We start from the raw sequence: 21,664 nt of genomic DNA, 5'->3' as shown, positions 1-21,664 counted from the left end.
AAGAAATACCAACTCAATCTAAAAATTGGCTACGAAAGGATTTTAAAGTATAACTGATCGTTGTTAGTACAGTAAACATTCCCCAGCCTCTTTTATGTTTAAGGGAAACTTTTGTTCTTTAATTATCGCAAGGGCAAAGTATAGCATTAATAAGACAACAGTTTATACTAAGATCAGAAGAATCGAATTTCTTTAATTTCAATACTCATTTAAAATGAGTTTTATCGGGACTCTATGAGTATACGTTCTGTTGTATTCACTAATCGATTCTAAAACTTCTGCGTCATAGTGCTTGCATATCAATACTAATTCAACCTCCCTAAAGTTGCTATTAGTAAGCCTAAGGACAAGATTCCTAAACTCCACATAAATAGAACGCATTTCTTCAATTGTCAAAGAACCTCTTTCAAAAATGCAAATATACCCCACACTGCCATCTATTCTTTTTCTCAAGATAAGATAATTCTTCTCTACATTCAGCTCTTGAACCTCTACGGAGAAATCGGTCTCTTTTGTGCAAATACCAAAGGCATAAGGGTCTTGTGCCAACGCCCTGAGAGGATTAGGTTCCTTTATTCTTCTATCAAATAACATAGTTAAAATCCGCCCATTTACCATTATTTATGGGCCTATATTGAAGTAAATGAATCCCATTATTCATCTTTTTTAGCCTCTCAACTGACTGTTTAAGTTTTTCTTGAAATCTCTGGCCGACAAGCACAACAAAAATTTTATCTTTCTCAGGGTTTATCCACGGCCTTTGCCATAGCAAATCTCTGTAGTATACTGCCTGTCTCAAAGCATTTTCATCGGCAACATCAGTCTTCACCTCAAACAAGACATGAATATCTCTCATTCTCGCATAAATATCAACTGATTTCCGCGTAGTTTGGGCTATGAAAAACTCATTTACAAAATCTAACTCTTTCCAATCCAATTCCCGCTTGTTTTCTATTTCGTTCAATATTTGAGATGGATTGTAAGCAAGTATGTACATTATTACTGCCTTTATCGCATTTTCAATATTTCCAACTTTGTATATGCAATCTTTAAGGTGTTTAACGGCATTTGGAGGGTTATATGGGGCAAATTCGAGTTTTTCTCGATTTTTTCTAAACTTAAAATCTCTGTGCAAGAGTGAAATTATTAATTTTGCGTCTTCAACCAGGATTTTCCTAACGCCCCTTGCTTCAATATTTTGCTCATTTTCTAAAGTCACCAAAGATTGAATCATGCCTCGATCAATAAATTCATATAAGGAATGTACCTCTATATTGGCATCATATTCTGCAATGTGAGCATAATTGGGATGTGGCTTGAACAAAAATCTATAGGGGAAAACTTCAACTTTATTATCCCAAATCCTCTCTTGGTCATCGAAATATGGCGTTTTTCGAACTTCATAAACACCGTGAATGGTCTGTTTACCGCGGATGTGAAAAAATACCAAATCACCCTCCCGCATAGAAATCAAATCCCTTATAATTGATAATTGCTGAGTATCTTTAAGCACATTTGAAGTTCCTTCTTTAAAAAACCTATTTCCATATATTCCCAACAATCTCGTTTTTTCCCAATCTTCTTCCGAAAGTGTACAGATAAATGCGCCCTTCATCTTTTGTACTTAGTCGGCTTGTCTCGAAATACAGTGTTATCAAAGAGAACACTTTCCAAAAGCTTACCTTCTTGAATTAATCTATTTTTTGCAATCTCACAGTAACCTTTGTCAATATCAATTCCTATTCCTCTTCTATTCAAAAGTGCACAAGCAACTAAGGTAGTTCCACTCCCAAGGAATGGATCTAAAACTGTATCCCCAACATAGGTAAACAACTTTATACACCTCTTTGGTAACTCAAGAGGGAAAGGAGCTGGATGGTTAACTCTTTTCTTACTCTCACCAGGGAAAGTCCAAATACCATTAGTCCACTCAATAAACTCTTCCTTTGTTATATCAGACTCTCCCATACCTTGTTTCTTCCATCTTTTTTTATATAAAACTGCAATCATTTCAACCGGTGCAATCACATAGGGTGCAGAGGGGGAAAGCCATGAACCCCATGCTGTCCTTCTTGAGATATTGCCTTCATTCCATACGATTGTTGAATGGTACTTCCACCCCACCTTCTTGGCAATTGTAATTATATCAGCATAAACACTCTGCTGACCACCCTTGTTTTTGTCCAAGGGAATATTCAAGCACATTCGCCCGTCATCTTTCATAAGTTTTAAAGCCTTTTCAAGCCACAGTTCTGTAAACTCCAAATATTTACTATAAGGAATTGTATCATCAAAAGAGTTATAGTGAATATCAACATTGTAGGGCGGTGATGTCACTATTAGGTCCACAGAACTTTCTTCAACAGATTGAGTTGTCAAAAAATCTTCGTTATATATGACAATATCTTTAGCCTTGAAATAGATTTTATCCTCACTCATTTCGTAATTTTCCCTCCAGACTCGATTTCTTTATAATCACTAATAAGCCACTTTTAACACACTAAAACTTTTTAACTTCTTTTAGACACTAGTAAATTTTAAACTTGAGCCTATATTTAAGCAAAAGGTTAAGTAGTGCTCAGTTTTGCGAAATTTTTTACACTTTATCTCCCTCCGCTATCGCTGTCATTAAAGCACCACATTCTCTTATTTTAACGAAAGTACCCGTAAAAATTTTGACAAATTAGTCGAGAAAAAAACTTTAGGCACCACTCTAAGATTTAATAATACAACATCGGGGCGAGAGGACTTGAACCTCCGACTTCCTGGTCCCGAACCAGGCGCGCTACCAAGCTGCGCTACGCCCCGATGCTAATAAGACTCCTCTCCCCGGAATAGACTCGATGCAAGTTCAACACAATTTTTACCCTTTCTCTTAGCTTCGAGAAGGGCGAAATCTGCTTCTCTCATTATTGTATCAAGGTCTTTACCCTTTTTAAGTTGAGTCAATCCTATGCTTGCCGTCACGATAAATTTCACATTCCCAAATTGGACTGGTTCCAAGCGGATCTTGTTTAAAATCTTTTCTGCGTGTAATTTTGCCTCATACTCATCTATGCCATCAAGATAGACAAGAAATTCATCGCCACCATACCTTGCTGCTACATCAACCTTTCTTATATTGCTTGCTATCACAAAACCAACATATTTTAAAACCTCATCACCTATCTTTACACCATAGTGTTGATTAATCTCTGCAAAGTCATCCAGATCTATGTGTAAGAGGGAAGAAGGCCGTTCGAGTCCCTTGTTTATCTTTTCCAATTCCCGCTCAAGGATACTTTTTAAGTATATGTAATTGAAGAGTCCTGTAAGTTCATCTTTTATGGACTTCTCTCTAATCTTCTCGTATAGTTTGACATTGTTGATTGCCACTGCTGCTTGCTCTGCCAAGAACTTCAGTATTTCAACCTCTTCTGGAGCAAAAGTGCGAGGCTTTTTGGAAAAGGTATATAGGACTCCTATTACCTTGTCAGAGTGAATAATAGGAACTCCCATAAAGGAGACTACACCGGACTCTTTCAAAAAAGGATGGTCACCAAATTCGCTCTGAGTTACATCGTTAACTACAAGGGGTTTTCTAGTCTTCACAATGGTGTAGGTGGCTCCCCTCTCCCTCACATATTTGTGAACATTTTCCCGGTGGAGTGGATCGGTCGTTGCCCCACGGGTCCACTGCATCGTCTCTTCATCAACAAGGATAATGCTGGAATAGCTTGTCGAAAGCAGTTTATCTGCAAGCTTAACTATCTGAATCAGGAGAAGGTCAAGGGGTTTCAGCGTATTGATATCCTGAGATATCTTTACTAAAGCCTTAAGTACTCTCTTGAATTGTTCCCTTTCCATAACTTTATATGATTATAAACACAAAGTCTCACATATTCAAAAAAGACTGTGAAAAAACAGGGGGGCGGGGCGCAAAGCGCCCCGCCCCCCATGTGGGTAGCCCTACTTTCCTCTTATTCTCACCCTATCGTCTTTCTCTATCCCTCTGCCTTTCTCTCATTAGCATCCTCATCCTTTCCCTCATCAATTCGCGCAGTTTATTTCTCTGTTCCTGAGTCAGAACTTTTCTCATCTCTCCAACTTCCATAAGCCTATTTATGCGCAACTCAGCCTCTAAATTGGCAATTTCCTTAACCAAGGGCTCAATTTGTTCCCTTGTGAAATCCTCAGATTCGATAATTTTGTTGAGGTCAATGGCCTTTTTCTGAATTTCAGCCCTGAGATCAACCACTTTCTTCGAATAATTATAGTGAATATCGGCGATTTTCTTCTGTTGATCAGAGGTCAATTTCAATTCGGAAACGACCCTCTTGTCCCTAAGCATGCCCCAGGACACATCCATAGGATCTTCCACAGGCCCACCCATAGGCGCCTGCGTTAAAAATATCAGAAGGATTAAAGGCTTTAACATTTTTTCACCTCCTTTCTACATCATTTGACGAAAATTTCAGGATAAAAGTTCAAAGTTAGATTGTTCGCACTGCTAACATTAAACTTAGGCCATGGCTTATAAGCACGTTGAACTATTGTTCGAACATCCAAGCAAATCCATATGGAAACTGGCAAGTCCTACTATTTTCGCCAATTTCGTTCAGATATTTTACAACTTAGTGGATGCCTTCTGGATTTCAACCCTTAAAAACTCTTCTCTTGGAATCGCGGGCATAGGGCTGGCACAACCTCTGAACTTTGCTGCCATGGCCATAGCCGGTGGAATCGGTGTAGGTACAAATTCTCTTATCTCAAGAAGTATCGGTGCAAAAGATTATGAAAGAGCAAATAAAGCTGCAGCCAACGGAATTTTCCTTTCCATAGTTATTTCCGTCATTGCTACTTTCACTTTATTAATTTTCTCAAAGCAAATATTTATATCTCTTGGTGCAGGAGAGGCCTTACCGCAGGCTCTTAAGTACGGAAAAATCATATTCCTCTCAATGCCTATTAGCTTTTTAGTGATGATCTTTAACTCCATATTCCGCGCTGAAGGAGATACTAAGCGCTCGATGATCGCTATGGTCACAGGGTCGGTTCTGAATATAATCCTCGACCCAATCTCCATTTTTATCTTTAAACTGGGTTTGGTAGGGGTTGCGGTAGCGACGGTTATTTCCCAAGTTGTCTCCCTTATACTCTTTATCTACTGGGCAATCTTTCAAAAGAGTACCTTTGTAAGAATCCGAGTTAGGAACTTCAAGCCCAATTGGCCCGTGATAAACGAAATAATAAAAGTCGGATTCCCCTTCGCACTTTCACAATTTCTGATTTCCTTCAGCCAGATGCTCTTCAACCACCTAACTTCAACCATTAGAGGTCCACAGGGAATTGCGATTTACAGCATAGGCATGAGACTCAATCAATTTGCGGTCTTACCATCCCTTGGGATCTCTGCTGCAACCATCTCAATTGTGGGTGCATGGTATGGGGCAAAAAGATATGACATGGTGAGAAAAAGCATAATCGAGGCCTGGAAACTCGGTATTAAAATCCAGGCGGTCATTGCAATTGTGATCTATGCCTTTGCGCCCCTCCTCGCTGGTTTATTTGCCAATGATGTCTCTATGAAAGTGTTAATGCCTGACATCATTAAATTCCTTAGAATAACTTCATTGACCTACATTTTCACACCTGTCGGCATGTATACCTCTTCAGCCTTTAACGGTATGGGGCAAGGTGTTAAATCTGCAATTTTGACTTTCTGCAGACTTCTTGTAATAGCCTACCCTACAGCAAGGCTCTTAGCGATAAACTTTAACATGGGGCTTAACGGCGTGTGGTGGGGGCTCAACATTGCACCATTGGGAGCGAGCATAATTGCAATTATCTGGCTAAAGGCAGAGAAAATTCTTTGATTTCTTATTCACTTTCCCCTCTCTCCGCCAAAAAGCCGATAGTGGAGCCTATCTGAATACCTGAAACCGTACTTTAGACAGAGGTCAACGACCTTCAAAGCCTTTTCCTCCAGTTGAGAAGAACTATTTGATAAGGGCATTAAAAAAATCCTTTGGGGGGCAATGTAATACTTTTTAACGATTTGCAAAACCTCTTCCATGTCATTCTCACCATCTATAACGAACTTGAAGTAAGCCTTTTCATAGTTCGAAAAGAACTCAAGGGAGTCGCTAATAATCCTCTCCCCTTCCTTGACCCCTGAATTGGAAAGTTTTACAGAAACATTATAGGAAATGTTAGGAATCTCAATGAGTTCCAAAGGTAAAATTGTTCCGTTGGTTTCAATCTCAATGGAAGGGAAAAAGGATTGCACTCTGCCGATGAGCTCTCTCAAAGCCTTTTGTTGAAGCAATGGCTCTCCACCCGTTATAACAAGGTTATAAACATTGCCCCGAACTTCATGGATTTTCTTAGTAACTTCGTCTATATCAAGGGTCAACCAGCTTCCGGAATTCTCTGGAAAAGAGGCGTAAGCGGTATCACAAAAAGTGCACCTCAGATTACATCCCCCAACCCTCACGAAAACCGAAGGGGTCCCGATATTGGGACCTTCTCCCTGGATTGATTTGAAAATTTCTGAAATTACGATTTTCATTCAAAAACCTCAAACTCTACCCTCTCCACCTCACCTCTTTCCATACTTACAAAACCACTTTGGGTTGGCGTTTCGAATACTTCCGCTTCAACCCAGCTCACATTTTCAAACTCTTGCATCACGATGGAACAGCAAAGTAGAGCAAGATTCTCTGCACTGGGGTTTCTGTCAAGGATTACTAACCTTTGACCTGCATTTTTTAACACCTCAACCAAAGGGTCCCTGCGATTCAAAATAACCTTATGATCAAGGAGGTTGTGTATCTTCTCTTTCAAAAGGCCAAAATCAACAAGCATGCCATCATCACCAACTTTTCCACCCATCCTGAGCCTTATCCTGTAACTATGACCATGGAGAAAAGCACACTTCTTTGCGTGCTCATACAAACGATGGGCCGAATCTACGATGGTTTCCCACCTAATTTCAAACATACTACACCTCCCAGAAGTTCTTATAATTTACACCCTTCTCAAAGAACCAACTGCAGGGTGTAAACTGCAACTTGCCAAAACTTGTAATCATTGATGCATTATTTTCTGGCAAAAACTGCGTATTAGTGGCTATGCCCTGCAGATAATGGTTGTATCTTTTTATAAAATCTTCTACCTCATCCATGGAACTAACTTCTATCACCTGAAGAGCGCGAGGCGCTGAAATGGGGACAAAATTTTCAGAAAAGACTAAAAAATAATCCTTGCCCCTTCTTACAGCGTTAAAATATTGAAAATTCCGGTACACTTCATATTCAGTCTCGTCGAATCGAAAATCACTCTCTGGCGTTAAAATTTCTGAAACCTCTTCAAAGGCATGGTACAATCCTTCCCTAATATCCCTATCAAAAGTAAAGAGAACGCTCAGGGAAAGGCAACCCTTAGTATCAAAGGCAAGGTTATCCCAGGCAATGCCTTCAAGCATTTCAGAAGTATATCCTTCTTTAAGAATACCTACAGAAAACTTCGGGCCGAAGAATTTTCCTGGCACTTTGATGGCTTCGAAAGCGAGCCTCAGATTCTCACCCCCAAACCCTATTACAAAATGGTAATTTTGGGCTTTTTCTAAAGCTTCAGTATGTTCAAGGTATGCTCCTTCTACCTTCAAATTCTCTTTAAGATGGGCATTTAAAACATAAAAAAAACTATCGTAAAACTGGTTCTCTCTTCGCGGGTACTTGAAAAAGACCTCTTCTACCCCACTCACAAGGAGCAAGGGTAAGAGCTGAAAAGGAACTACAGGAACATTACCTGGCAAAAAGACAAAAACTTTTTCAGGACCCTGAGGATATTCATTAAGGTTTTTAAAAAAATCGAGGCATCGGATATAATGCTCTATAAGAGAGGCAAGTAGTTCCCTTTGATATTGAACACGAGAAATAACTTTCCCCTTCTTAAACTTCTCTAAGAAATCGGACAGTCCTAAACTATACTTATCTAAAAGTGAAAGCACATCCCCTCTCATCTTCTTGAATCCTTCCCATTACATCGAAGCAATTACCCTTCACAACAACTCTGTCAGGAACAAGAAGAGCAGAGACCGTGTAAAGATTCGCAAAATCAAAAACCTTTAAGAGCCCTTCGCCCTCTGTTAGAACCCTAGCATAGGGATGCTCCCTATAGAGACCGTTACAAATAGAATAGAACTGGGAAAAGAGTTCTGTCATGCCATATTCCGTGTAAAATTCTGCCTTTTCAAAAACTTGCTTAGCGAGGGAATGTAATTCCTGCCTAACATACTTTTTCTGAAGCGCCTTGTAACCACCCGTTTCAATTATTACAAATCGTTTCTTTATCTTAACACCCGTCCCAATTAAATATTCAGAGGCCTTGAGAAGTTGACTGGATGTGAAAAAGAGAAGGGAGCCCTCTTCGGCCTCTTCAAGGCTTTTAACGGCCCCGTCGAGATTTTCAATCTCATAACTATCATTCAAATAGACCACCTCGTATTTTCCTTCAAAAATCTTAAGCATAAAGGCTAAAGATGAATGCCCGGCGATCCTAAAATCCGGTACAAAGGAATAGATCCTCTTCACCTTAAAATCTGGAAAGGACCTGAGGGCAGAAATTCTATAGAGTTCAAGAGAACGGGCATTAAAAAAAACTTTCGATCTATTTCCCGTCGTGCCACTGGATTCAAAGTAATTCTCTGGCTGACCTGCAAAAATCTCGTACTTTTTAAAAAACTCAACCGGAAAAAAGGGTAACTCAGAAATCTTCCTGACTTTGGTTATTCCATTTATTTCAAGAAACTTCGCATAAACCGGTATATACTGTCTTTGAAACTCAACAATTTCAAGAGCCAGTTCCTCATCAAACTCCTTTGAATTAGCGATATATTCCGCTACTCTTTCATGGAGTGTCATCGGCTTAAAACCCTTTGAAATTCACTAACAAAGTTATCAATAATCTCTTCTGTTATAACAACGGGAGGCGTTAGTTCAAGAACTTCACCCTCAGGACCGGAAGGCAGGGTTATAAATCCACGCTTTAATAGTTTCTTTGTGACTTCAAAGGCAGAAACCCCTTTAAGTTCCACACCTATAAGGAGACCCCATCCCCTCACATCCGCTATAACCTCTGGAAACTTCTCCTTAAGGTCCAGAAGCTTTTTTCGAAAATATCTCCCCTTTGACTCTGCTTCAAGCCAAAGTTTGTTCTCCTCTATGTACTCGATAACATTCCTTGCGACCTTTGAAATTAAGGGATGCCCTAAAAAGGTACTGGTATGGATGGCCTCACCTTCTGAGACTGGCCAGGCATCCATAACCTCTTCCCTCGCCATCATTACCGAAATGGGAAAGGACGAGGACAAAGCTTTACCGAGGATTATAATATCGGGCCTTACATCAAAATATTCAAAGGCAAAGAGCTTTCCAGACCTGCCGAATCCCGTAAAGATCTCATCAAAAGCAAGTAGAACACCAAAATCCTTAGCCAGTTTTGCAACTTCCTTAACGAACCCCAAAGGGAACATCCTAACACCGCCGCGAGCCTGGATAGGCTCAAGAAGAATCATCGCAACATTACCACTTTCTAAGTGTTTCTTTATGATCTCCAAAACTTCCTCCTCACTGTGCCTCAATCCAGGGAAAGGAACGGAAATACCCCAGGTAGGTATTACATCCCCAAAGGGCCGCTTAAATTTGGGATTGTGAGTAACAGACAAAGTGCCAATAGAAAGACCGTGATAGGCATTTTCAAAGGAGATAATCTTTCTCCTTCCTGTGTAAAGCCAGGCAGTCTTTATGGCAGACTCGACGGAATCGGCGCCATTCTGTGCAAGAATCCCCTTATAACCGCCGCCCAAGAGTGAGCTTATTTTCGCTAAGAGTTCAACCTTGGACACCGAGGGTAAAACATCGCCCATGCCGTTAATGATTTCTGCAGAATTCAAAGTTTCCCGAACGACGGGGTGATTGTGTCCTATGAAAGAAACTCCAAAAAAGGAAGTAAGGTCGATAAATCGATTCCCATCGACGTCCCACACATTCATCTTATAACTCTTATCAATAAATATGGGAAAATCATTAGAAATATAGGTGATGTTCCGGCACTCAAGGGATCTCAAATACCACATCAAAAGCTTCGAAACAGGCCCCGGAATCTCCGTTTTGATCAATGGAGCTTCAAATCCCTTCATTACATTGTATCGTAGATAAATTTTAAGACTTTTTCGACAAAATATTTGGGGGAGCCAGGGGTGTTATTCAACATCACCACGTAGATATAGTCCTCTCCACTCTTAGTCCTAATGTAACCTGCAATATTGGTAACCCCGGCAAGGGTCCCCGTTTTTCCACGGAAAACCCCGCGTAAATCCTTATAGTTTTTCGCAAGGGTCCCATCGACATTAGCTATGGCAAGGAGAGAGGCAAACTCCGGGAAGTAGTTCATATTTTTGTAGTGGTAATACAACAATTCTGCAAAGCCACGAGGAGTTGCCAGATTATACCTGGAAAGGCCCGAACCATCTGCTGGCTTGAAGTGGTCTGAAAGGTTTGCAACCTTCAGAAAACTATCAACCGCTGCAAGCCCCTTTTCATAACTACCTTTTCCACCGTAAAGCTCCCTTCCCAGGGTCTTCAAAAAGGCCTCTCCATAAATGTTCAAACTGTTCTTCATAAAGTCCATTAAAAGCACGTAGGCAGGTTTAGATTCGTAAACATAAAGGGTATCAAACCTCAATGGAGGCAAATCCCTCACAATTTCGATTCTTTTAACCTTTATCGACAAGATCTTAAGTAAAGAATCCACTTGTTCCCTGAAAAACTTTTCAGGAGAAACGATACTTCGATAGGCTGCAACCATCTTGCCAATGTCCCCTTCGAAGATGGTTACAACCGTATCCCCCTTCACTAAATCGTAAATCCGGTAAACTTTCCCTCCTCGTACAAATGACTTAAGGAAAACAGTTTGGGGAAATAGAGCAATGCGACCACCCATCCCATAAAAATTAAACACTGAAATTTTAACGATATTATTCTCCAAAATAAAGGAGCTTACGGGCGCCATATAACTTTTGGTTAAGTTATTAAATTGCCAGCCTGCCCCGTACATCACCGAATCGTAAGCCCAATCAACAAGGTAAAGGGTATCGAAACTTACAATGTTAGCGCTCTTAACAAAGGAGAAAATTTCAAAAAGGTCCTTTACCTTAAGAGATGGGTCACCACTGGCTAAGAGATAGAGATTGCCACTCTTTAAGTCTCTTAAAAGCCTCGTTTTAAAAGTGTAAGAGGGTCCAAGGAAATGGAGAAAGGCGGAAGTAATCAGGATTTTATTAAGGGAGGCAGGCACAAAATAGGCATCTCCATTGTAGCTAAAAACTTCCTGCCCTTTCCTGTCGAGGATTACGATTCCAGTAAACCCCCGTTTCGGTCTGTAATATTCAACGACATCCTTTAAACTCGTGAAAGTTTTCGGCTCGTAATAAAGGATTGAAAGCATCATAAGAAACTTAATCATTTCTCATCCTCCTCAAGATTTCCGTTGTGGAATAACCTCGAATGTAGGGGGCGATAACCACCTTCCCACCATAACTCTCCACAATATCTTTTCCAACCACTTCTTCAGGCTTGTAATCCCCTCCTTTCACTATAATATCAGGCCTCAACAATTTTATGACTTCGTAAGGCGTATCTTCATCAAAAGGCACTACATAGTCAACCATTTCCAGTGCCGCCAACACCGTCATTCTGTCTTCCAATTTGTTAATGGGTCTTCCCTCCCCTTTAAGCCTTTTAACAGAATCATCACTATTTACTGCAACAACGAGTAAATCTCCAAGACCTTTTGCAAAATAAAGATACTCTACATGCCCCCTATGAATTACGTCGAAACACCCGTTGGTAAACACAACTACCTTTTTCCCTCGTATTACATCTAAAAGCCTTGAGAGTTCTTCTCTTGTTTTTATTTTTCCAGATGCCATTGTGAAAGTTAAATTTTAAACCTCTCTAAGGAACCGATGTCTCTTCGGTAAAATAAATTTTCAAAGTGTATCTTCTCAATCTCGCTGTAAACCCTCTCCGCAGCTGAATTAAAATCTTTATCAAGAACTACAAGATTGAGGACCCTCCCCCCATCGGTATAAATCTTGCCATTCTCTTCCTTTGTACCAGCATGATAAAGGATAACATCCTGTGGCAATTTATTTAAACCGTGTATTACTTTCCCTTTTTCATAATGTACTGGATAACCACCACTGGCGATAACAACGCAAACCGCAACCCGATCATCAAATTCCACCTTTACCTCTCTTAGCCTATGTTCTCTTGCAGAAATTATGATATCTACAAGATCGTTCTTGAGCCTTGGAAGTATTACCTGTGCCTCTGGGTCACCGAGTCTCACGTTGAATTCCAGAACCTTTGGGCCCTTTGAAGTCCAAATAAGGCCAAAATAAAGGAAGCCCATGTAAGGAATGCCTTCCTTTTTCAGGCCATCTATAGTTGGCTTTATTACTGCCTCTCTCGTGATCGTTCTCATTTCTTCGTTTAAAAAGGGCACGGGGGAGACGGAACCCATTCCGCCCGTATTTGGACCTTTGTCCCCGTCGTATGCCCTCTTGTAATCCGAGGCGTCCCCGATCCAGACAAATTCCTCTCCATCGGTCACAACAAAGACGGAATATTCCACTCCAGAAAGGAACTCTTCAATTAAAACTCTCCTTGATGACTCACCAAATTTTAATTCCACCATGTATTCGTACAAAATTGAAAAGGCCTCAGCAGGGGTATAAGCTATCGAAACACCTTTGCCCTCTGCAAGACCATCGGCTTTAATGACAATGGGATAATTGCTAAGCCTTTTAACATACCCAAGGGCCTCTTCGTAATTTTCAAAGGACATGAAATCGGCCGTTGGGACTCCATTCCTCTTCATAAATTCCTTGGCACGAATCTTAGAGGCTTCAAGGAAAGAAGATTTAGCCGGTGGAGCAAAGACAAAGGCCTTTGAATTTGCCTCCAAAAAATCTTTAATCCCTTTGGAGATAGGAAGCTCAGGCCCCGGAACAACGATATCAATCCCCTCAGCATTTACAAAATCTAAAATCGATTTAAAATCATCGACCGCAAAATTTACATTCTGGGCATACCTTGCCGTTCCTGGATTTCCCGGAATAGCGTAAAGTTTATCAACCCTTGGAGACTTAGAAATTTTGTGAGCTATTGCGTCTTCCCTTCCACCTCTCCCAATAACTGCAATCTTCATTCACAAACTCCTTATTACCCTGCGAATTAATTTTTCCAGTTTTCGTCCGGCCTCGTTAGCCACCTGCAGTACCTCCTCATGGGTTGCAAGAGAAGGTGCGTAGGGATTTGCCACATTGGTAATTATAGAGAAGGCAAGGACTTTAATTCCCATATGCCTCACAACGATAACTTCAGGAGCGGTGGACATTCCAACGGCATCACCACCAATTGCTTTCACAAATAAATATTCCGAAGGGGTTTCAAGGGATGGCCCTTGCAAAGCCACATAAACACCCTCTCGTATAAATATGCCCTCTTCCACTGCACACTTCTTTGCAAGCCTTCTTAATTCTTCATCATAAGCATCATGCATCGAAGGGAACCTTGGGCCAAATTCTTCAAGATTTGGCCCGCGAAGCGGATTGTCGGGAATAAGATTGATATGATCCCGGATGAGCATAATGTCTCCAGGTTTCATCGAAGGTACTACACCTCCAGCGGCATTAGTCAGAATCAACACCTTCGCGTTTAAAGGTTTAAGAATCCTGAGAGGCAATGTCGCTTGTCTGGTGGAATATCCCTCGTAATAATGAAATCTTCCTTTGTAAACAAGTACTCGTTTTCCTTCCAATTCTCCGTAAATCAAAACCCCCTCATGCCCCTCGACGGTAGACACAGGAAAACCTTCGATCTCGTCGTACTTTACCCTGAAAATTTCTCTTACGCCATCCGCCAGTGGACCAAGCCCGGAACCAAGCACTATTGCAACATCAACTTTATCAAGGCCCTTAGACTTTAAGAGCTCTACAGCATTAAAAATAATTTCACTTTCCCTCAAAGTCCTGCACCTCCCTTGAGAGAAGTCTCAAATAATACTCCAATTCGCCTCTGAGTTTTTGAAGAATTTCATATTTCCTCTTTTCCAGTTTCTGGACTTCATCTTCGAGTTTAGACCTCTTCAGGGCGATTTCTGCAATCATCCTTTCCGCTTTAACCTGGGCTTCCTTTATTATATTCTGAGCCCTCTCCTGAGCATTCTCTATTACCTGCTCTGATGACTGCTGAGCGAGAAATAGAGCCTTCTTCAAACTCTCTTCAAGCTCTTCATACTCTGAAAGCTTCTTTTCCATAACCATTACTCTCTCTTTCAACCGCTCGTTCTCCTGAATTAATTTTTCGAATTCATTTGAAATCATCTCTAAGTAAGTGAGAACTTCCTCAGGGTCAAACCCCCTGAATTTCATCTTAAAGGTTGCCTTCCTTATCTCTAAAGGAGTAAGCCTCATCTATTTACCTCCCCAAAAATCCCCCTTCCAATCCTTAAAAGATTGGCACCTTCCATTATTGCATAGGGGTAATCTTCTGTCATTCCCATTGAAAGCCACTGAAGTTGAATTCCAAAATCCTTTTCAATCCTTTCTTTCAGCTCTCTTAGCTTAGAAAAGGCCTCCCTGCTTTTTTTCTCTTCAACGGGATAAGGGCCTATGGTCATAAGACCAGTCAGCACGAGTTTCTCCCTTCTTAGAACCTCTTCCACCAGGTTATTTACTTCCTCTAATTTGCAGCCTGTTTTTTGGGGTTCCATTGAAGTATTCACCTCAATGAAAATTTCAAGGGTCTTATCCAATCTCTTATCAAGGGCTTCAACAAGCTCCACTCTATCCACCGATTCGATTACCTTAAAAACCTTAAGGGCATGTTTAACTTTATTGGTTTGAAGATGACCCACCAAATGCCATTCAATATCAAGAGAAAGGAAAGGAATTTTGAGAAGGGCCTCCTGCACTCTGTTTTCACCCATTACTTTTATTCCAGCCTCATAAGCCCAAAGGATCCTTTCCGCGTCCACACCTTTGGTAACGGCCTCAATAACTATATCTCTTTCTATACCATAACGGGCTTTAATGTCTTCAATATTCTCCCTTAGCCTTTTTATATTTTCTTCAACTTTCTCCTTTGTCACCACCTTCAATCACTCCTTTTAAATACTCAAAGAGCTCATCTCTCAAACTCTCATCGTCGACTTGCAAAAAGAGACCACGAAAATTTTCAAGGGGTGTGCTCTTTTTAAAGGGGGAGAGAAAAAGGCCATACCTGTCCTTCAAGACCTTCTTATAATAACTAAGGTCTTTTTCGAGCACATAAAAAGGCTTCTTTATGTAAATTTTACCTTCCTCAATGCGGTAATGAGTCTTCGTATAAAATGGGAGAAGCACTAACGCAATCACCAGTAGTGAAAAAAGCCCCCAAAAGGTTCCAAAGGCAAACCAAAAAATGCCTACAGAAAGGGCGAACAAAAGGAGAAACTTTGTTCTTCTCTTCTTATCTCTTATAGGAAGTGAATACCACTCCTTTGGTTCTGGCATATTTAAACGTGATGGGCATGCCCGTGTTCCAGTTCCTCAGGTGAAGCATCTCTAACATTTACTATTTTTATGTGGAAATGAATCCTATGCCCAGCAAAAGGATGGTTAAAATCAATTGTTACATTACCGTCTTTAACGTCTTTCACATAAAAAGGTACTTCATTGCCATCTTCAAAGTGGGCATAGTACTGCATTCCAACAACTGGTTCCTCTTCGCCAAAGTATTCCTGTGGAATTACCTGAACCGCTTCAGGGTCGTATTCTCCAAAGGCGTCATCGGGTTCCAACACCACGTCTTTCTCTTCGCCTACCTTCATACCTTTCATTTCTTCTTCCAGTTTAGGGAAAATTTCACCAACGCCAAAAAGGAAAACAAACGGCTCTCCCTTTGTAGCGTCGATCAAACTCCCGTCATCCAGAGTCATCGTATACTCTATGGCTACTACTTTTTTGTTATCCACAGCCTCCATTATTTCCTCCCTTACAGGTTTTTATAATTATTAAGGCTCGAAGGCAAATTGTCAAAACTTTGGGCGGAAATTTACTTTCGCAATGCACCTCTCTCAATTTATAATTGACAATATGCAATTTGAGAAAATTATCAAAGAAGCCAAAAAGGTTATTAAAGGGCAAGACGAAATCATTAAGGCTGTTCTGACTGCAATTGTGGCCGATGGCCATGTGCTCCTTGAGGGACCCACCGGTGTCGGAAAAACAACCTTTGTACTTACTTTTGCAAAAATCTTTGGATTATCCTTCCGCCGTATCCAGTTTACCAGTGATGTTTTACCTTCTGATATCCTTGGAACAAATATTTACAACCTAAAAACAGGGAACTTTGAATTCCGGCCCGGACCAATATTTGCCAACTTTGTCCTCATTGACGAGATCAACAGGGCTTCTCCCAAGACCCAGAGCGCACTAATAGAAGTGATGGAGGAAAGGCAGGTCACCATTGAAGGAAAAACCTATGAACTTGAAAAACCTTTCATAGTTTTTGCAACCCAGAATCCTATGGATTATGCAGGAACCTTCCCCCTTCCAATAACCCAGACGGACAGATTTCTCATGAAGATCAACATTGACTACCCTTCAAAGGAGGTAGAACAGGAAATTTTAAAAACCGGAGACCCAAGGGAGTTAATTCCTTACTTAAATCAACAAATGACCAAGGATGAACTTCTAAAAATACAGCAAGAAGTTGCAAAGGTAACGGTCGATGATTCAATAATTGATTACATCTCGGAAATCGTTATCTCTACACGAAATAATCCCTCCATTAAGGAAGGCTTGAGTTCGAGGGCTTCCATACACCTATTAAAATGTGCACGGGCAAAGGCAATCATAGAAGGGCGCAATTATGTAATTCCTGAGGATGTGAAGGAAATATTCCCTTACATCGCAAGCCACAGGGTTATTTGCGACGTCCCCGAATGTGATGTGTCTATTTTCTTAAAAGATTTCATAGAAAAAATCCCAGTCCCAAGGTAAATGCCGAGAAAACCAAAACCCTTTGTTTCTTACGTAAAACTAAAGAAATGGGGAAGGTATTATGCGGCACTCACCCTTTTACTCGGCTTCGCAGCAGTTAACTCAGGAAATAACCTTCTCTACTTTTTCTTGGCCGCTTTGCTCTCCATTATGGCCCTTTCAGGTTTTATAAGTTATCTTAGCCTAAAATCCATCCAGCTTACTATAACGCCCCCAGAGGAACTGTACGCCAAAACCATTAATTATTTGAAAGTCAAAGTGAAAAATCGAGGCTTTCTCCCGCTATTCCTTATCTATGCAAAAAAATCAGACAAGGAAAGGGTTTTATTCGATGTAATCCCTCCATCGAGCTCCAAGGAGGGGCTTTTACCATATTTTTTCGAAAGAAGAGGATATAACAAGGTTGAATCAATTTTTGTAGGGACGACATTCCCGCTGAGTTTTACAATAAGAGAGATGTACTACCCATTGAATTTAAACCTCCTTGTTTTCCCACATATTCACAAAATTAAGAGAGAAGTAAAGGTCGAAAATCCCGAAAATACAGGCTGGGGTGTGGAATCGAGCAAAGAAGGCGCCATCGGTGACTTCATGGGGCTGAGAGAATACACCTTTCAGGACAAGATTTCCAGGATTCATTGGAAAAAAATTAAAGAAGAAAAACTCTATGTTAAAAAATTTGAGGATGAGAATTTCCAAGTTCTCAGCCTTGATATCAGTTCCAATGCAACAGAAGAAGAAATCGAAAAGGTTGCCTCCTTAGCGGTCCACTTTTTAGAACTCGGACACAGCGTAGGATTAAAAATTGATGGAAAAACTGCCATACCCCCCGATTCAGGAATCCAGCAAAAAATCAAGATACTGCAAAAACTCGCTCTTTTAGGCTATGAAAGTTGAGAAAAGAATAAAAACCATCGTCTATTTGCCCCTCACCGTTGCAATGGCAAGTTTAGCTCATGCCCTCTCACCAACAGGACTTTTTTTCTTAGCTATTCTTGTCATCGCCTTCTATTTGGACCTTACAAAGGAATTTTATATATCGGGAAAAATTTTAACGGCTCTGGGTATTCTTTTGACCCTCTTCTTTTTTACTTTAGCCCTGAGAACGCCCTTTGAGGCTATTGCCTACTGGATAATGTCCCTGAGCATTATAAAGATTCTCGGTAAAAAGGCTATGAGGGACTTGAAACAGATTGTAGCCCTTTCCTTTTTCAACTTTGTAGACAGTGCCATATTTCACTACTCCTTCGTCTTCTTAATTTACCTCGTACTTTACATTGTCTCAGCCTCTATAGCCCTTTTAATCATCACCTTTTTAGATGACAAAAAGGAGACAAGCCTCCGGGTTGACCTACTAAATACCCTGCGAAATTTTGGAATCGGTTTTGGTATTGCCACTACTCTAATGTCACTATTCTTCTTCATTATACTACCCCGTTCTCCCTATGTACTCCTTAGGGCTCAAATCTATTCACCCACTCGGAGGGAAGGTTTCGGTAACGAACTACAAATGGGCAGAGTGGAATATATGAATAGGCGGGATCAAATCTTGATGAGAGTTAAACCCCTTATGAAGAGGCGCGATGAGTTCCTCTACATTCGTGGGAATGTTTATAATGTTTATAAAAAGGAAACATGGATAAGGGATCCCGAAAATTTAACGGGATGGAACTACAAAGGCAAAGAGAATTACAAAAGCAAGACCTTTGCCTTTCAAATTACCCTTGAGCCAATGTCTACAAAGGCTCTCTATGTTCCAAACTACCCTGAATATATCGACGTCAGAGGAATTCCCTACACTGAGTCCTGGGGAAAAGTTTTCTTAACAAGAGAGTCTGAAATTGCAAGGAAAGTACAGTATAAGGCTTTTTCGTCATCTGCCCCAGATGAAACTTACCCCAAAGGCGTTGATTTCCTCTCTGTTCCCGAGAAATATACTTCCCTCATCGATTCTCTCATCGAAATAGAAAATCTGAAAGCGGCTACGCCCCTTGAAACAGCACAAAAAATAAAAGTATACTTTTTGAAAAACTTCCAATATTCATTGGAAATTGCCGGCGATACGAATTGGGTCAATCGGTTCTTAAAAACCCGCAAAGGGCATTGTGAGTATTTTGCAACCCTTGCAGCGTTAATCTTAAGAAGACAGGGGATCCCTTCAAGGATCGTAGCAGGCTACCTTACAAAGGAATGGAACCTCTTCGGGAATTACTTCATCGTCCGGACAAAACACGCCCATACCTGGGTTGAATACTACTTCAACAACCAGTGGCTCTCCCTTGATCCAACCCCTCCCTTTGAGGAAAAGCCGGGTGTTTTGAGCAAACTAAGTGAATATATTGATTACCTCTCTTACCTCTGGACTACCCAGGTTCTCGAGTTTAGCTTTTCAAATCAAATTAGAATATTCAATGCCCTTCAAAGTTCAATGAAGAAACTTTTCAGGAAAAATGTGCTTTTCCTTCTCGGATACCTGCTTGCGCTATTTATCCTAACTGCAGCCATAACATTTCTCATTAAACGCTCAAAAGAAAGGCTTCATCCTGCCACATTCTATTACAGAAAGTTCGAAAAAATATTGAAAAGTAAAGGCTATAAAATCACGCCTGCAATGACGTCTAAAGAAATAGCAAATCTTATCAAATCCTTAGAAGCAATCGATTTTCTCGATGAATACAATAAGTGCAGATTTTCTGGTAACTGTGATTTAGAGCAACTTAAAAGGAAATTCGAAAACTTTAGACGGAGTATTTCTTAACCAAAAGTGAAGCGTTGTGGCCACCAAACCCAAAGGAATTGGAAAGCGCATAATTTACGGTAAGTTCTCTGTAAGTTCCTGGTACATAATCGAGGTCACACTCAGGATCAGGAAATTCGTAATTCCGAGTAGGGTGTATTTTATCAGTGTAAACACTCATTACCGTTGCGATGAATTCAACCGCTCCAGCGGCCCCCAGTAAGTGCCCGGTCATTGACTTAGTAGAAGATACTGGTATCTTGTAAGCGTATTCACCGAACAGCTTTTTGATCGCCTTTGTCTCCGCAGCGTCATTAAGCTGGGTAGAGGTACCATGAGCGTTTATGTAACTTACTTCTTCAGGCGAAATTCCAGCCTCTTCTATAGCAAGTCTCATGGAATTAACAGCACCTTCACCTTCAGGATGAGGTGCCGTTATGTGATAGGCATCGGCAGTGGCACCGTAGCCGACAACCTCGGCATAGATTTTAGCCCCTCTCTTCAACGCATGTTCAAGCTCCTCCAGAACAACGACCCCTGCCCCTTCTGCCATTACAAAGCCATCACGTTCCTTATCAAAAGGCCTCGAGGCTTTTTCTGGCTCGTCATTCCTTGTAGAAAGGGCCCTCATGCTGCAAAATCCTGCAAGCCCGATTGGGGTAATCGATGCCTCTGATCCACCTGCAATCACTATATCAGCATCTCCGTACTTAATCAACCTATATGCATCACCGATAGCATGGGATGAAGATGCACAGGCAGAAACAATGGAATAATTGGGACCTTTAAAACCGTACCTCATTGCGATGTGGCCAGGCGTAATATCCACAATCATCATAGGAACGAGAAAAGGACTTACCCTGCGCGGTCCCTGTTCCTTGAGTTTAATCACTTCTTCTTCAAGGGTCTTGATACCCCCTATACCCGATGAAAAAATCACGCCAGCTCTGTAGGGATCAAATTTATCCTCTGATAGACCCGCATCAAGGATGGCTTCATGAGTAGCATACAAAGCATACTGAGTTACAAGGTCCATTCTCTTAAGTTCTTTAGGATCTATCCTCTCTTCGGGATGAAAATCGTCAATTAAACCAGCAATTTTTGTAGGAAATAGGGAGACATCAAATCTATCAATCAATTTAATTCCGTTCTTTGCAGATAAGAGAGCCTCCCAAAACTCTTTTACGCTTTTACCAACAGGGGATACCACCCCCATCCCTGTAACTACAACGCGTCTTTTCATAATAAAAAACCAAATTTAAGGGCCTAAAAATGGTAATAATCCTACTACCTTATGAGCCTATTTTAGCCTTTATATAATTAATTGCATCCTGTACTGTTCTGATTTTTTCTGCATCTTCATCAGGCACCTCAATACCAAACTTCTCTTCAATAGCCATTACGAGTTCTACCACATCGAGGGAGTCGGCACCCAGGTCCTCCATAAACCTGGATTCTGGTTTTATCTGATCCTCCGAGACTGAAAGCTTATCTACGATTATTTCTTTGAGTGTTGCGTATATGTCCATAATACCCTCCTTTTATCTTTGTTTTTTTCGATTTATGCCGAGGGCGGGATTTGAACCCGCACGGGCCGAACACCCACTGCCTCCTGAGGGCAGCGCGTCTGCCAAGTTCCGCCACCTCGGCGATGTGTTAATTCTAAGGAAAGATTAAGGAAAAGTCAAACATGCGGCGTTCCTCAAAATTAATCTACTCGAAATGGGATTGTTTCATCAAAAATAACTGAGGAATACAAACGGCGACCATACTGCATCCTTATTATATTATTTTTCCTAAGCTTGCTTGAACTTCAAGGGTCTCATCGGTAC

The 21,664-nt window shown here is 40.9% G+C and carries 24 protein-coding genes and 2 tRNA genes; 4 read left to right on the top strand and 22 right to left on the bottom strand.

The annotated features are described in order from the left end of the window. Positions 1–198 precede the first annotated feature (198 nt). The 6 genes from ABIM45_01705 to ABIM45_01680 form a co-directional block, all read right to left on the bottom strand. Entirely contained in the window at positions 199–594 is a 396-nt protein-coding gene (locus ABIM45_01705) for a hypothetical protein (protein ID MEO0238626.1), read from the bottom strand. Further along, positions 584–1,615 (bottom strand): hypothetical protein, encoded by a 1,032-nt coding sequence (locus ABIM45_01700; protein MEO0238625.1) that lies wholly within the window; start codon positions 1,613–1,615, stop codon positions 584–586. The genes ABIM45_01705 and ABIM45_01700 overlap by 11 nt, the downstream gene beginning before the upstream one ends. Continuing rightward, positions 1,612–2,439, bottom strand: a complete 828-nt coding sequence (locus ABIM45_01695; protein MEO0238624.1) for a site-specific DNA-methyltransferase — start codon at positions 2,437–2,439, stop codon at positions 1,612–1,614. Before ABIM45_01695 ends, ABIM45_01700 begins: the two co-directional genes overlap by 4 nt. A gap of 295 nt (positions 2,440–2,734) precedes the next feature. Then, positions 2,735–2,808: transfer RNA gene (locus ABIM45_01690), tRNA-Pro, on the bottom strand. 3 nt (positions 2,809–2,811) lie between these two features. Next, positions 2,812–3,846: a sensor domain-containing diguanylate cyclase gene (locus ABIM45_01685; protein ID MEO0238623.1), complete on the bottom strand. Its 1,035-nt coding sequence runs from the start codon at positions 3,844–3,846 to the stop codon at positions 2,812–2,814. Positions 3,847–3,970: 124 nt separating this feature from the next. Then, positions 3,971–4,417: a periplasmic heavy metal sensor gene (locus tag ABIM45_01680; GenBank protein MEO0238622.1), complete on the bottom strand. Its 447-nt coding sequence runs from the start codon at positions 4,415–4,417 to the stop codon at positions 3,971–3,973. A gap of 91 nt (positions 4,418–4,508) precedes the next feature. On the opposite strand from ABIM45_01680, the gene ABIM45_01675 reads away from it, so the two are divergent. Further along, positions 4,509–5,855: an MATE family efflux transporter gene (locus ABIM45_01675; GenBank protein ID MEO0238621.1), complete on the top strand. Its 1,347-nt coding sequence runs from the start codon at positions 4,509–4,511 to the stop codon at positions 5,853–5,855. Between the two features lie 8 nt (positions 5,856–5,863). Here the strand turns inward: ABIM45_01675 and ABIM45_01670 are convergent, their stop codons facing one another. Genes ABIM45_01670 through ABIM45_01610 form a run of 13 tightly spaced genes read right to left on the bottom strand, consistent with a single transcriptional unit; the run spans position 5,864 to position 16,074 of the window. Further along, entirely contained in the window at positions 5,864–6,550 is a 687-nt protein-coding gene (locus ABIM45_01670) for a 7-carboxy-7-deazaguanine synthase QueE (GenBank protein ID MEO0238620.1), read from the bottom strand. Then, on the bottom strand, positions 6,547–6,981 hold the full coding sequence (locus ABIM45_01665) for a 6-pyruvoyl tetrahydropterin synthase family protein (protein MEO0238619.1): 435 nt from the start codon (positions 6,979–6,981) through the stop codon (positions 6,547–6,549). The genes ABIM45_01670 and ABIM45_01665 overlap by 4 nt, the downstream gene beginning before the upstream one ends. Position 6,982: 1 nt before the next feature. Next, a complete protein-coding gene (locus tag ABIM45_01660; protein MEO0238618.1) occupies positions 6,983–7,993 on the bottom strand; it encodes an acyl-CoA reductase in 1,011 nt (336 codons plus the stop codon). Further along, complete coding sequence (locus ABIM45_01655; protein ID MEO0238617.1) at positions 7,974–8,906, bottom strand: hypothetical protein; 933 nt, start codon at positions 8,904–8,906, stop codon at positions 7,974–7,976. Before ABIM45_01655 ends, ABIM45_01660 begins: the two co-directional genes overlap by 20 nt. After that, a complete protein-coding gene (locus tag ABIM45_01650; GenBank protein MEO0238616.1) occupies positions 8,903–10,183 on the bottom strand; it encodes an aspartate aminotransferase family protein in 1,281 nt (426 codons plus the stop codon). Before ABIM45_01650 ends, ABIM45_01655 begins: the two co-directional genes overlap by 4 nt. Then, positions 10,183–11,508, bottom strand: a complete 1,326-nt coding sequence (dacB, locus tag ABIM45_01645) for a D-alanyl-D-alanine carboxypeptidase/D-alanyl-D-alanine-endopeptidase (protein ID MEO0238615.1) — start codon at positions 11,506–11,508, stop codon at positions 10,183–10,185. The genes ABIM45_01650 and dacB overlap by 1 nt, the downstream gene beginning before the upstream one ends. After that, positions 11,501–11,974: a D-glycero-beta-D-manno-heptose 1-phosphate adenylyltransferase gene (gene rfaE2 / locus ABIM45_01640; protein ID MEO0238614.1), complete on the bottom strand. Its 474-nt coding sequence runs from the start codon at positions 11,972–11,974 to the stop codon at positions 11,501–11,503. The genes dacB and rfaE2 overlap by 8 nt, the downstream gene beginning before the upstream one ends. Before the next feature lie 8 nt (positions 11,975–11,982). Further along, the gene (purD, locus tag ABIM45_01635; protein MEO0238613.1) at positions 11,983–13,257 is read right to left on the bottom strand and encodes a phosphoribosylamine--glycine ligase; all 1,275 of its coding nucleotides are present in this window, start codon (positions 13,255–13,257) and stop codon (positions 11,983–11,985) included. Then, a complete protein-coding gene (locus ABIM45_01630; GenBank protein ID MEO0238612.1) occupies positions 13,258–14,076 on the bottom strand; it encodes a purine-nucleoside phosphorylase in 819 nt (272 codons plus the stop codon). Further along, a complete protein-coding gene (locus ABIM45_01625; protein ID MEO0238611.1) occupies positions 14,063–14,524 on the bottom strand; it encodes a DivIVA domain-containing protein in 462 nt (153 codons plus the stop codon). The genes ABIM45_01630 and ABIM45_01625 overlap by 14 nt, the downstream gene beginning before the upstream one ends. Next, positions 14,521–15,204 (bottom strand): YggS family pyridoxal phosphate-dependent enzyme, encoded by a 684-nt coding sequence (locus tag ABIM45_01620; GenBank protein MEO0238610.1) that lies wholly within the window; start codon positions 15,202–15,204, stop codon positions 14,521–14,523. Before ABIM45_01620 ends, ABIM45_01625 begins: the two co-directional genes overlap by 4 nt. Continuing rightward, on the bottom strand, positions 15,182–15,604 hold the full coding sequence (locus ABIM45_01615; GenBank protein ID MEO0238609.1) for a hypothetical protein: 423 nt from the start codon (positions 15,602–15,604) through the stop codon (positions 15,182–15,184). Before ABIM45_01615 ends, ABIM45_01620 begins: the two co-directional genes overlap by 23 nt. A 2-nt stretch (positions 15,605–15,606) precedes the next feature. Further along, complete coding sequence (locus ABIM45_01610) at positions 15,607–16,074, bottom strand: peptidylprolyl isomerase (GenBank protein ID MEO0238608.1); 468 nt, start codon at positions 16,072–16,074, stop codon at positions 15,607–15,609. 82 nt (positions 16,075–16,156) lie between these two features. Between ABIM45_01610 and ABIM45_01605 the strand changes: the two genes are divergently transcribed. From ABIM45_01605 to ABIM45_01595, 3 genes are read left to right on the top strand one after another with little or no spacing between them, the layout of a single operon-like run. Then, positions 16,157–17,095, top strand: a complete 939-nt coding sequence (locus ABIM45_01605) for a MoxR family ATPase (GenBank protein MEO0238607.1) — start codon at positions 16,157–16,159, stop codon at positions 17,093–17,095. Beyond that, a complete protein-coding gene (locus ABIM45_01600; protein MEO0238606.1) occupies positions 17,096–17,992 on the top strand; it encodes a DUF58 domain-containing protein in 897 nt (298 codons plus the stop codon). Continuing rightward, the gene (locus ABIM45_01595; protein ID MEO0238605.1) at positions 17,982–19,853 is read left to right on the top strand and encodes a DUF3488 and transglutaminase-like domain-containing protein; all 1,872 of its coding nucleotides are present in this window, start codon (positions 17,982–17,984) and stop codon (positions 19,851–19,853) included. Before ABIM45_01600 ends, ABIM45_01595 begins: the two co-directional genes overlap by 11 nt. Here ABIM45_01595 and fabF read toward each other — a convergent pair. The 3 genes from fabF to ABIM45_01580 form a co-directional block, all read right to left on the bottom strand. Continuing rightward, complete coding sequence (gene fabF, locus ABIM45_01590; protein MEO0238604.1) at positions 19,834–21,075, bottom strand: beta-ketoacyl-ACP synthase II; 1,242 nt, start codon at positions 21,073–21,075, stop codon at positions 19,834–19,836. The genes ABIM45_01595 and fabF overlap by 20 nt on opposite strands. Before the next feature lie 49 nt (positions 21,076–21,124). After that, complete coding sequence (gene acpP / locus ABIM45_01585; protein MEO0238603.1) at positions 21,125–21,361, bottom strand: acyl carrier protein; 237 nt, start codon at positions 21,359–21,361, stop codon at positions 21,125–21,127. Positions 21,362–21,396: 35 nt separating this feature from the next. Continuing rightward, positions 21,397–21,482: transfer RNA gene (locus ABIM45_01580), tRNA-Leu, on the bottom strand. Positions 21,483–21,664 lie beyond the last annotated feature (182 nt).

The organism is candidate division WOR-3 bacterium, from assembly GCA_039803545.1.
Classification (GTDB): Bacteria; Hydrothermota; Hydrothermia; order UBA1063; family UBA1063; genus UBA1063.
This window is presented reverse-complemented; position numbering and strand designations above follow the sequence as displayed.

What these genes read in the sequence shown, in the direction of transcription:
- fabF (MEO0238604.1), bottom strand. Translation starts at nt 21,075, where the DNA reads ATGAAAAGACGCGTTGTAGTTACAGGGATGGGGGTGGTATCCCCTGTT.
- dacB (MEO0238615.1), bottom strand. Translation starts at nt 11,508, where the DNA reads ATGATTAAGTTTCTTATGATGCTTTCAATCCTTTATTACGAGCCGAAA.
- ABIM45_01605 (MEO0238607.1), top strand. Translation starts at nt 16,157, where the DNA reads ATGCACCTCTCTCAATTTATAATTGACAATATGCAATTTGAGAAAATT.
- ABIM45_01600 (MEO0238606.1), top strand. Translation starts at nt 17,096, where the DNA reads ATGCCGAGAAAACCAAAACCCTTTGTTTCTTACGTAAAACTAAAGAAA.
- ABIM45_01695 (MEO0238624.1), bottom strand. Translation starts at nt 2,439, where the DNA reads ATGAGTGAGGATAAAATCTATTTCAAGGCTAAAGATATTGTCATATAT.
- ABIM45_01675 (MEO0238621.1), top strand. Translation starts at nt 4,509, where the DNA reads ATGGCTTATAAGCACGTTGAACTATTGTTCGAACATCCAAGCAAATCC.
- ABIM45_01670 (MEO0238620.1), bottom strand. Translation starts at nt 6,550, where the DNA reads ATGAAAATCGTAATTTCAGAAATTTTCAAATCAATCCAGGGAGAAGGT.
- rfaE2 (MEO0238614.1), bottom strand. Translation starts at nt 11,974, where the DNA reads ATGGCATCTGGAAAAATAAAAACAAGAGAAGAACTCTCAAGGCTTTTA.
- ABIM45_01595 (MEO0238605.1), top strand. Translation starts at nt 17,982, where the DNA reads ATGAAAGTTGAGAAAAGAATAAAAACCATCGTCTATTTGCCCCTCACC.
- ABIM45_01625 (MEO0238611.1), bottom strand. Translation starts at nt 14,524, where the DNA reads ATGAGGCTTACTCCTTTAGAGATAAGGAAGGCAACCTTTAAGATGAAA.
- ABIM45_01680 (MEO0238622.1), bottom strand. Translation starts at nt 4,417, where the DNA reads ATGTTAAAGCCTTTAATCCTTCTGATATTTTTAACGCAGGCGCCTATG.
- acpP (MEO0238603.1), bottom strand. Translation starts at nt 21,361, where the DNA reads ATGGACATATACGCAACACTCAAAGAAATAATCGTAGATAAGCTTTCA.
- ABIM45_01700 (MEO0238625.1), bottom strand. Translation starts at nt 1,615, where the DNA reads ATGAAGGGCGCATTTATCTGTACACTTTCGGAAGAAGATTGGGAAAAA.
- ABIM45_01615 (MEO0238609.1), bottom strand. Translation starts at nt 15,604, where the DNA reads ATGCCAGAACCAAAGGAGTGGTATTCACTTCCTATAAGAGATAAGAAG.
- ABIM45_01705 (MEO0238626.1), bottom strand. Translation starts at nt 594, where the DNA reads ATGTTATTTGATAGAAGAATAAAGGAACCTAATCCTCTCAGGGCGTTG.
- ABIM45_01610 (MEO0238608.1), bottom strand. Translation starts at nt 16,074, where the DNA reads ATGGAGGCTGTGGATAACAAAAAAGTAGTAGCCATAGAGTATACGATG.
- ABIM45_01685 (MEO0238623.1), bottom strand. Translation starts at nt 3,846, where the DNA reads ATGGAAAGGGAACAATTCAAGAGAGTACTTAAGGCTTTAGTAAAGATA.
- purD (MEO0238613.1), bottom strand. Translation starts at nt 13,257, where the DNA reads ATGAAGATTGCAGTTATTGGGAGAGGTGGAAGGGAAGACGCAATAGCT.
- ABIM45_01665 (MEO0238619.1), bottom strand. Translation starts at nt 6,981, where the DNA reads ATGTTTGAAATTAGGTGGGAAACCATCGTAGATTCGGCCCATCGTTTG.
- ABIM45_01650 (MEO0238616.1), bottom strand. Translation starts at nt 10,183, where the DNA reads ATGAAGGGATTTGAAGCTCCATTGATCAAAACGGAGATTCCGGGGCCT.
- ABIM45_01655 (MEO0238617.1), bottom strand. Translation starts at nt 8,906, where the DNA reads ATGACACTCCATGAAAGAGTAGCGGAATATATCGCTAATTCAAAGGAG.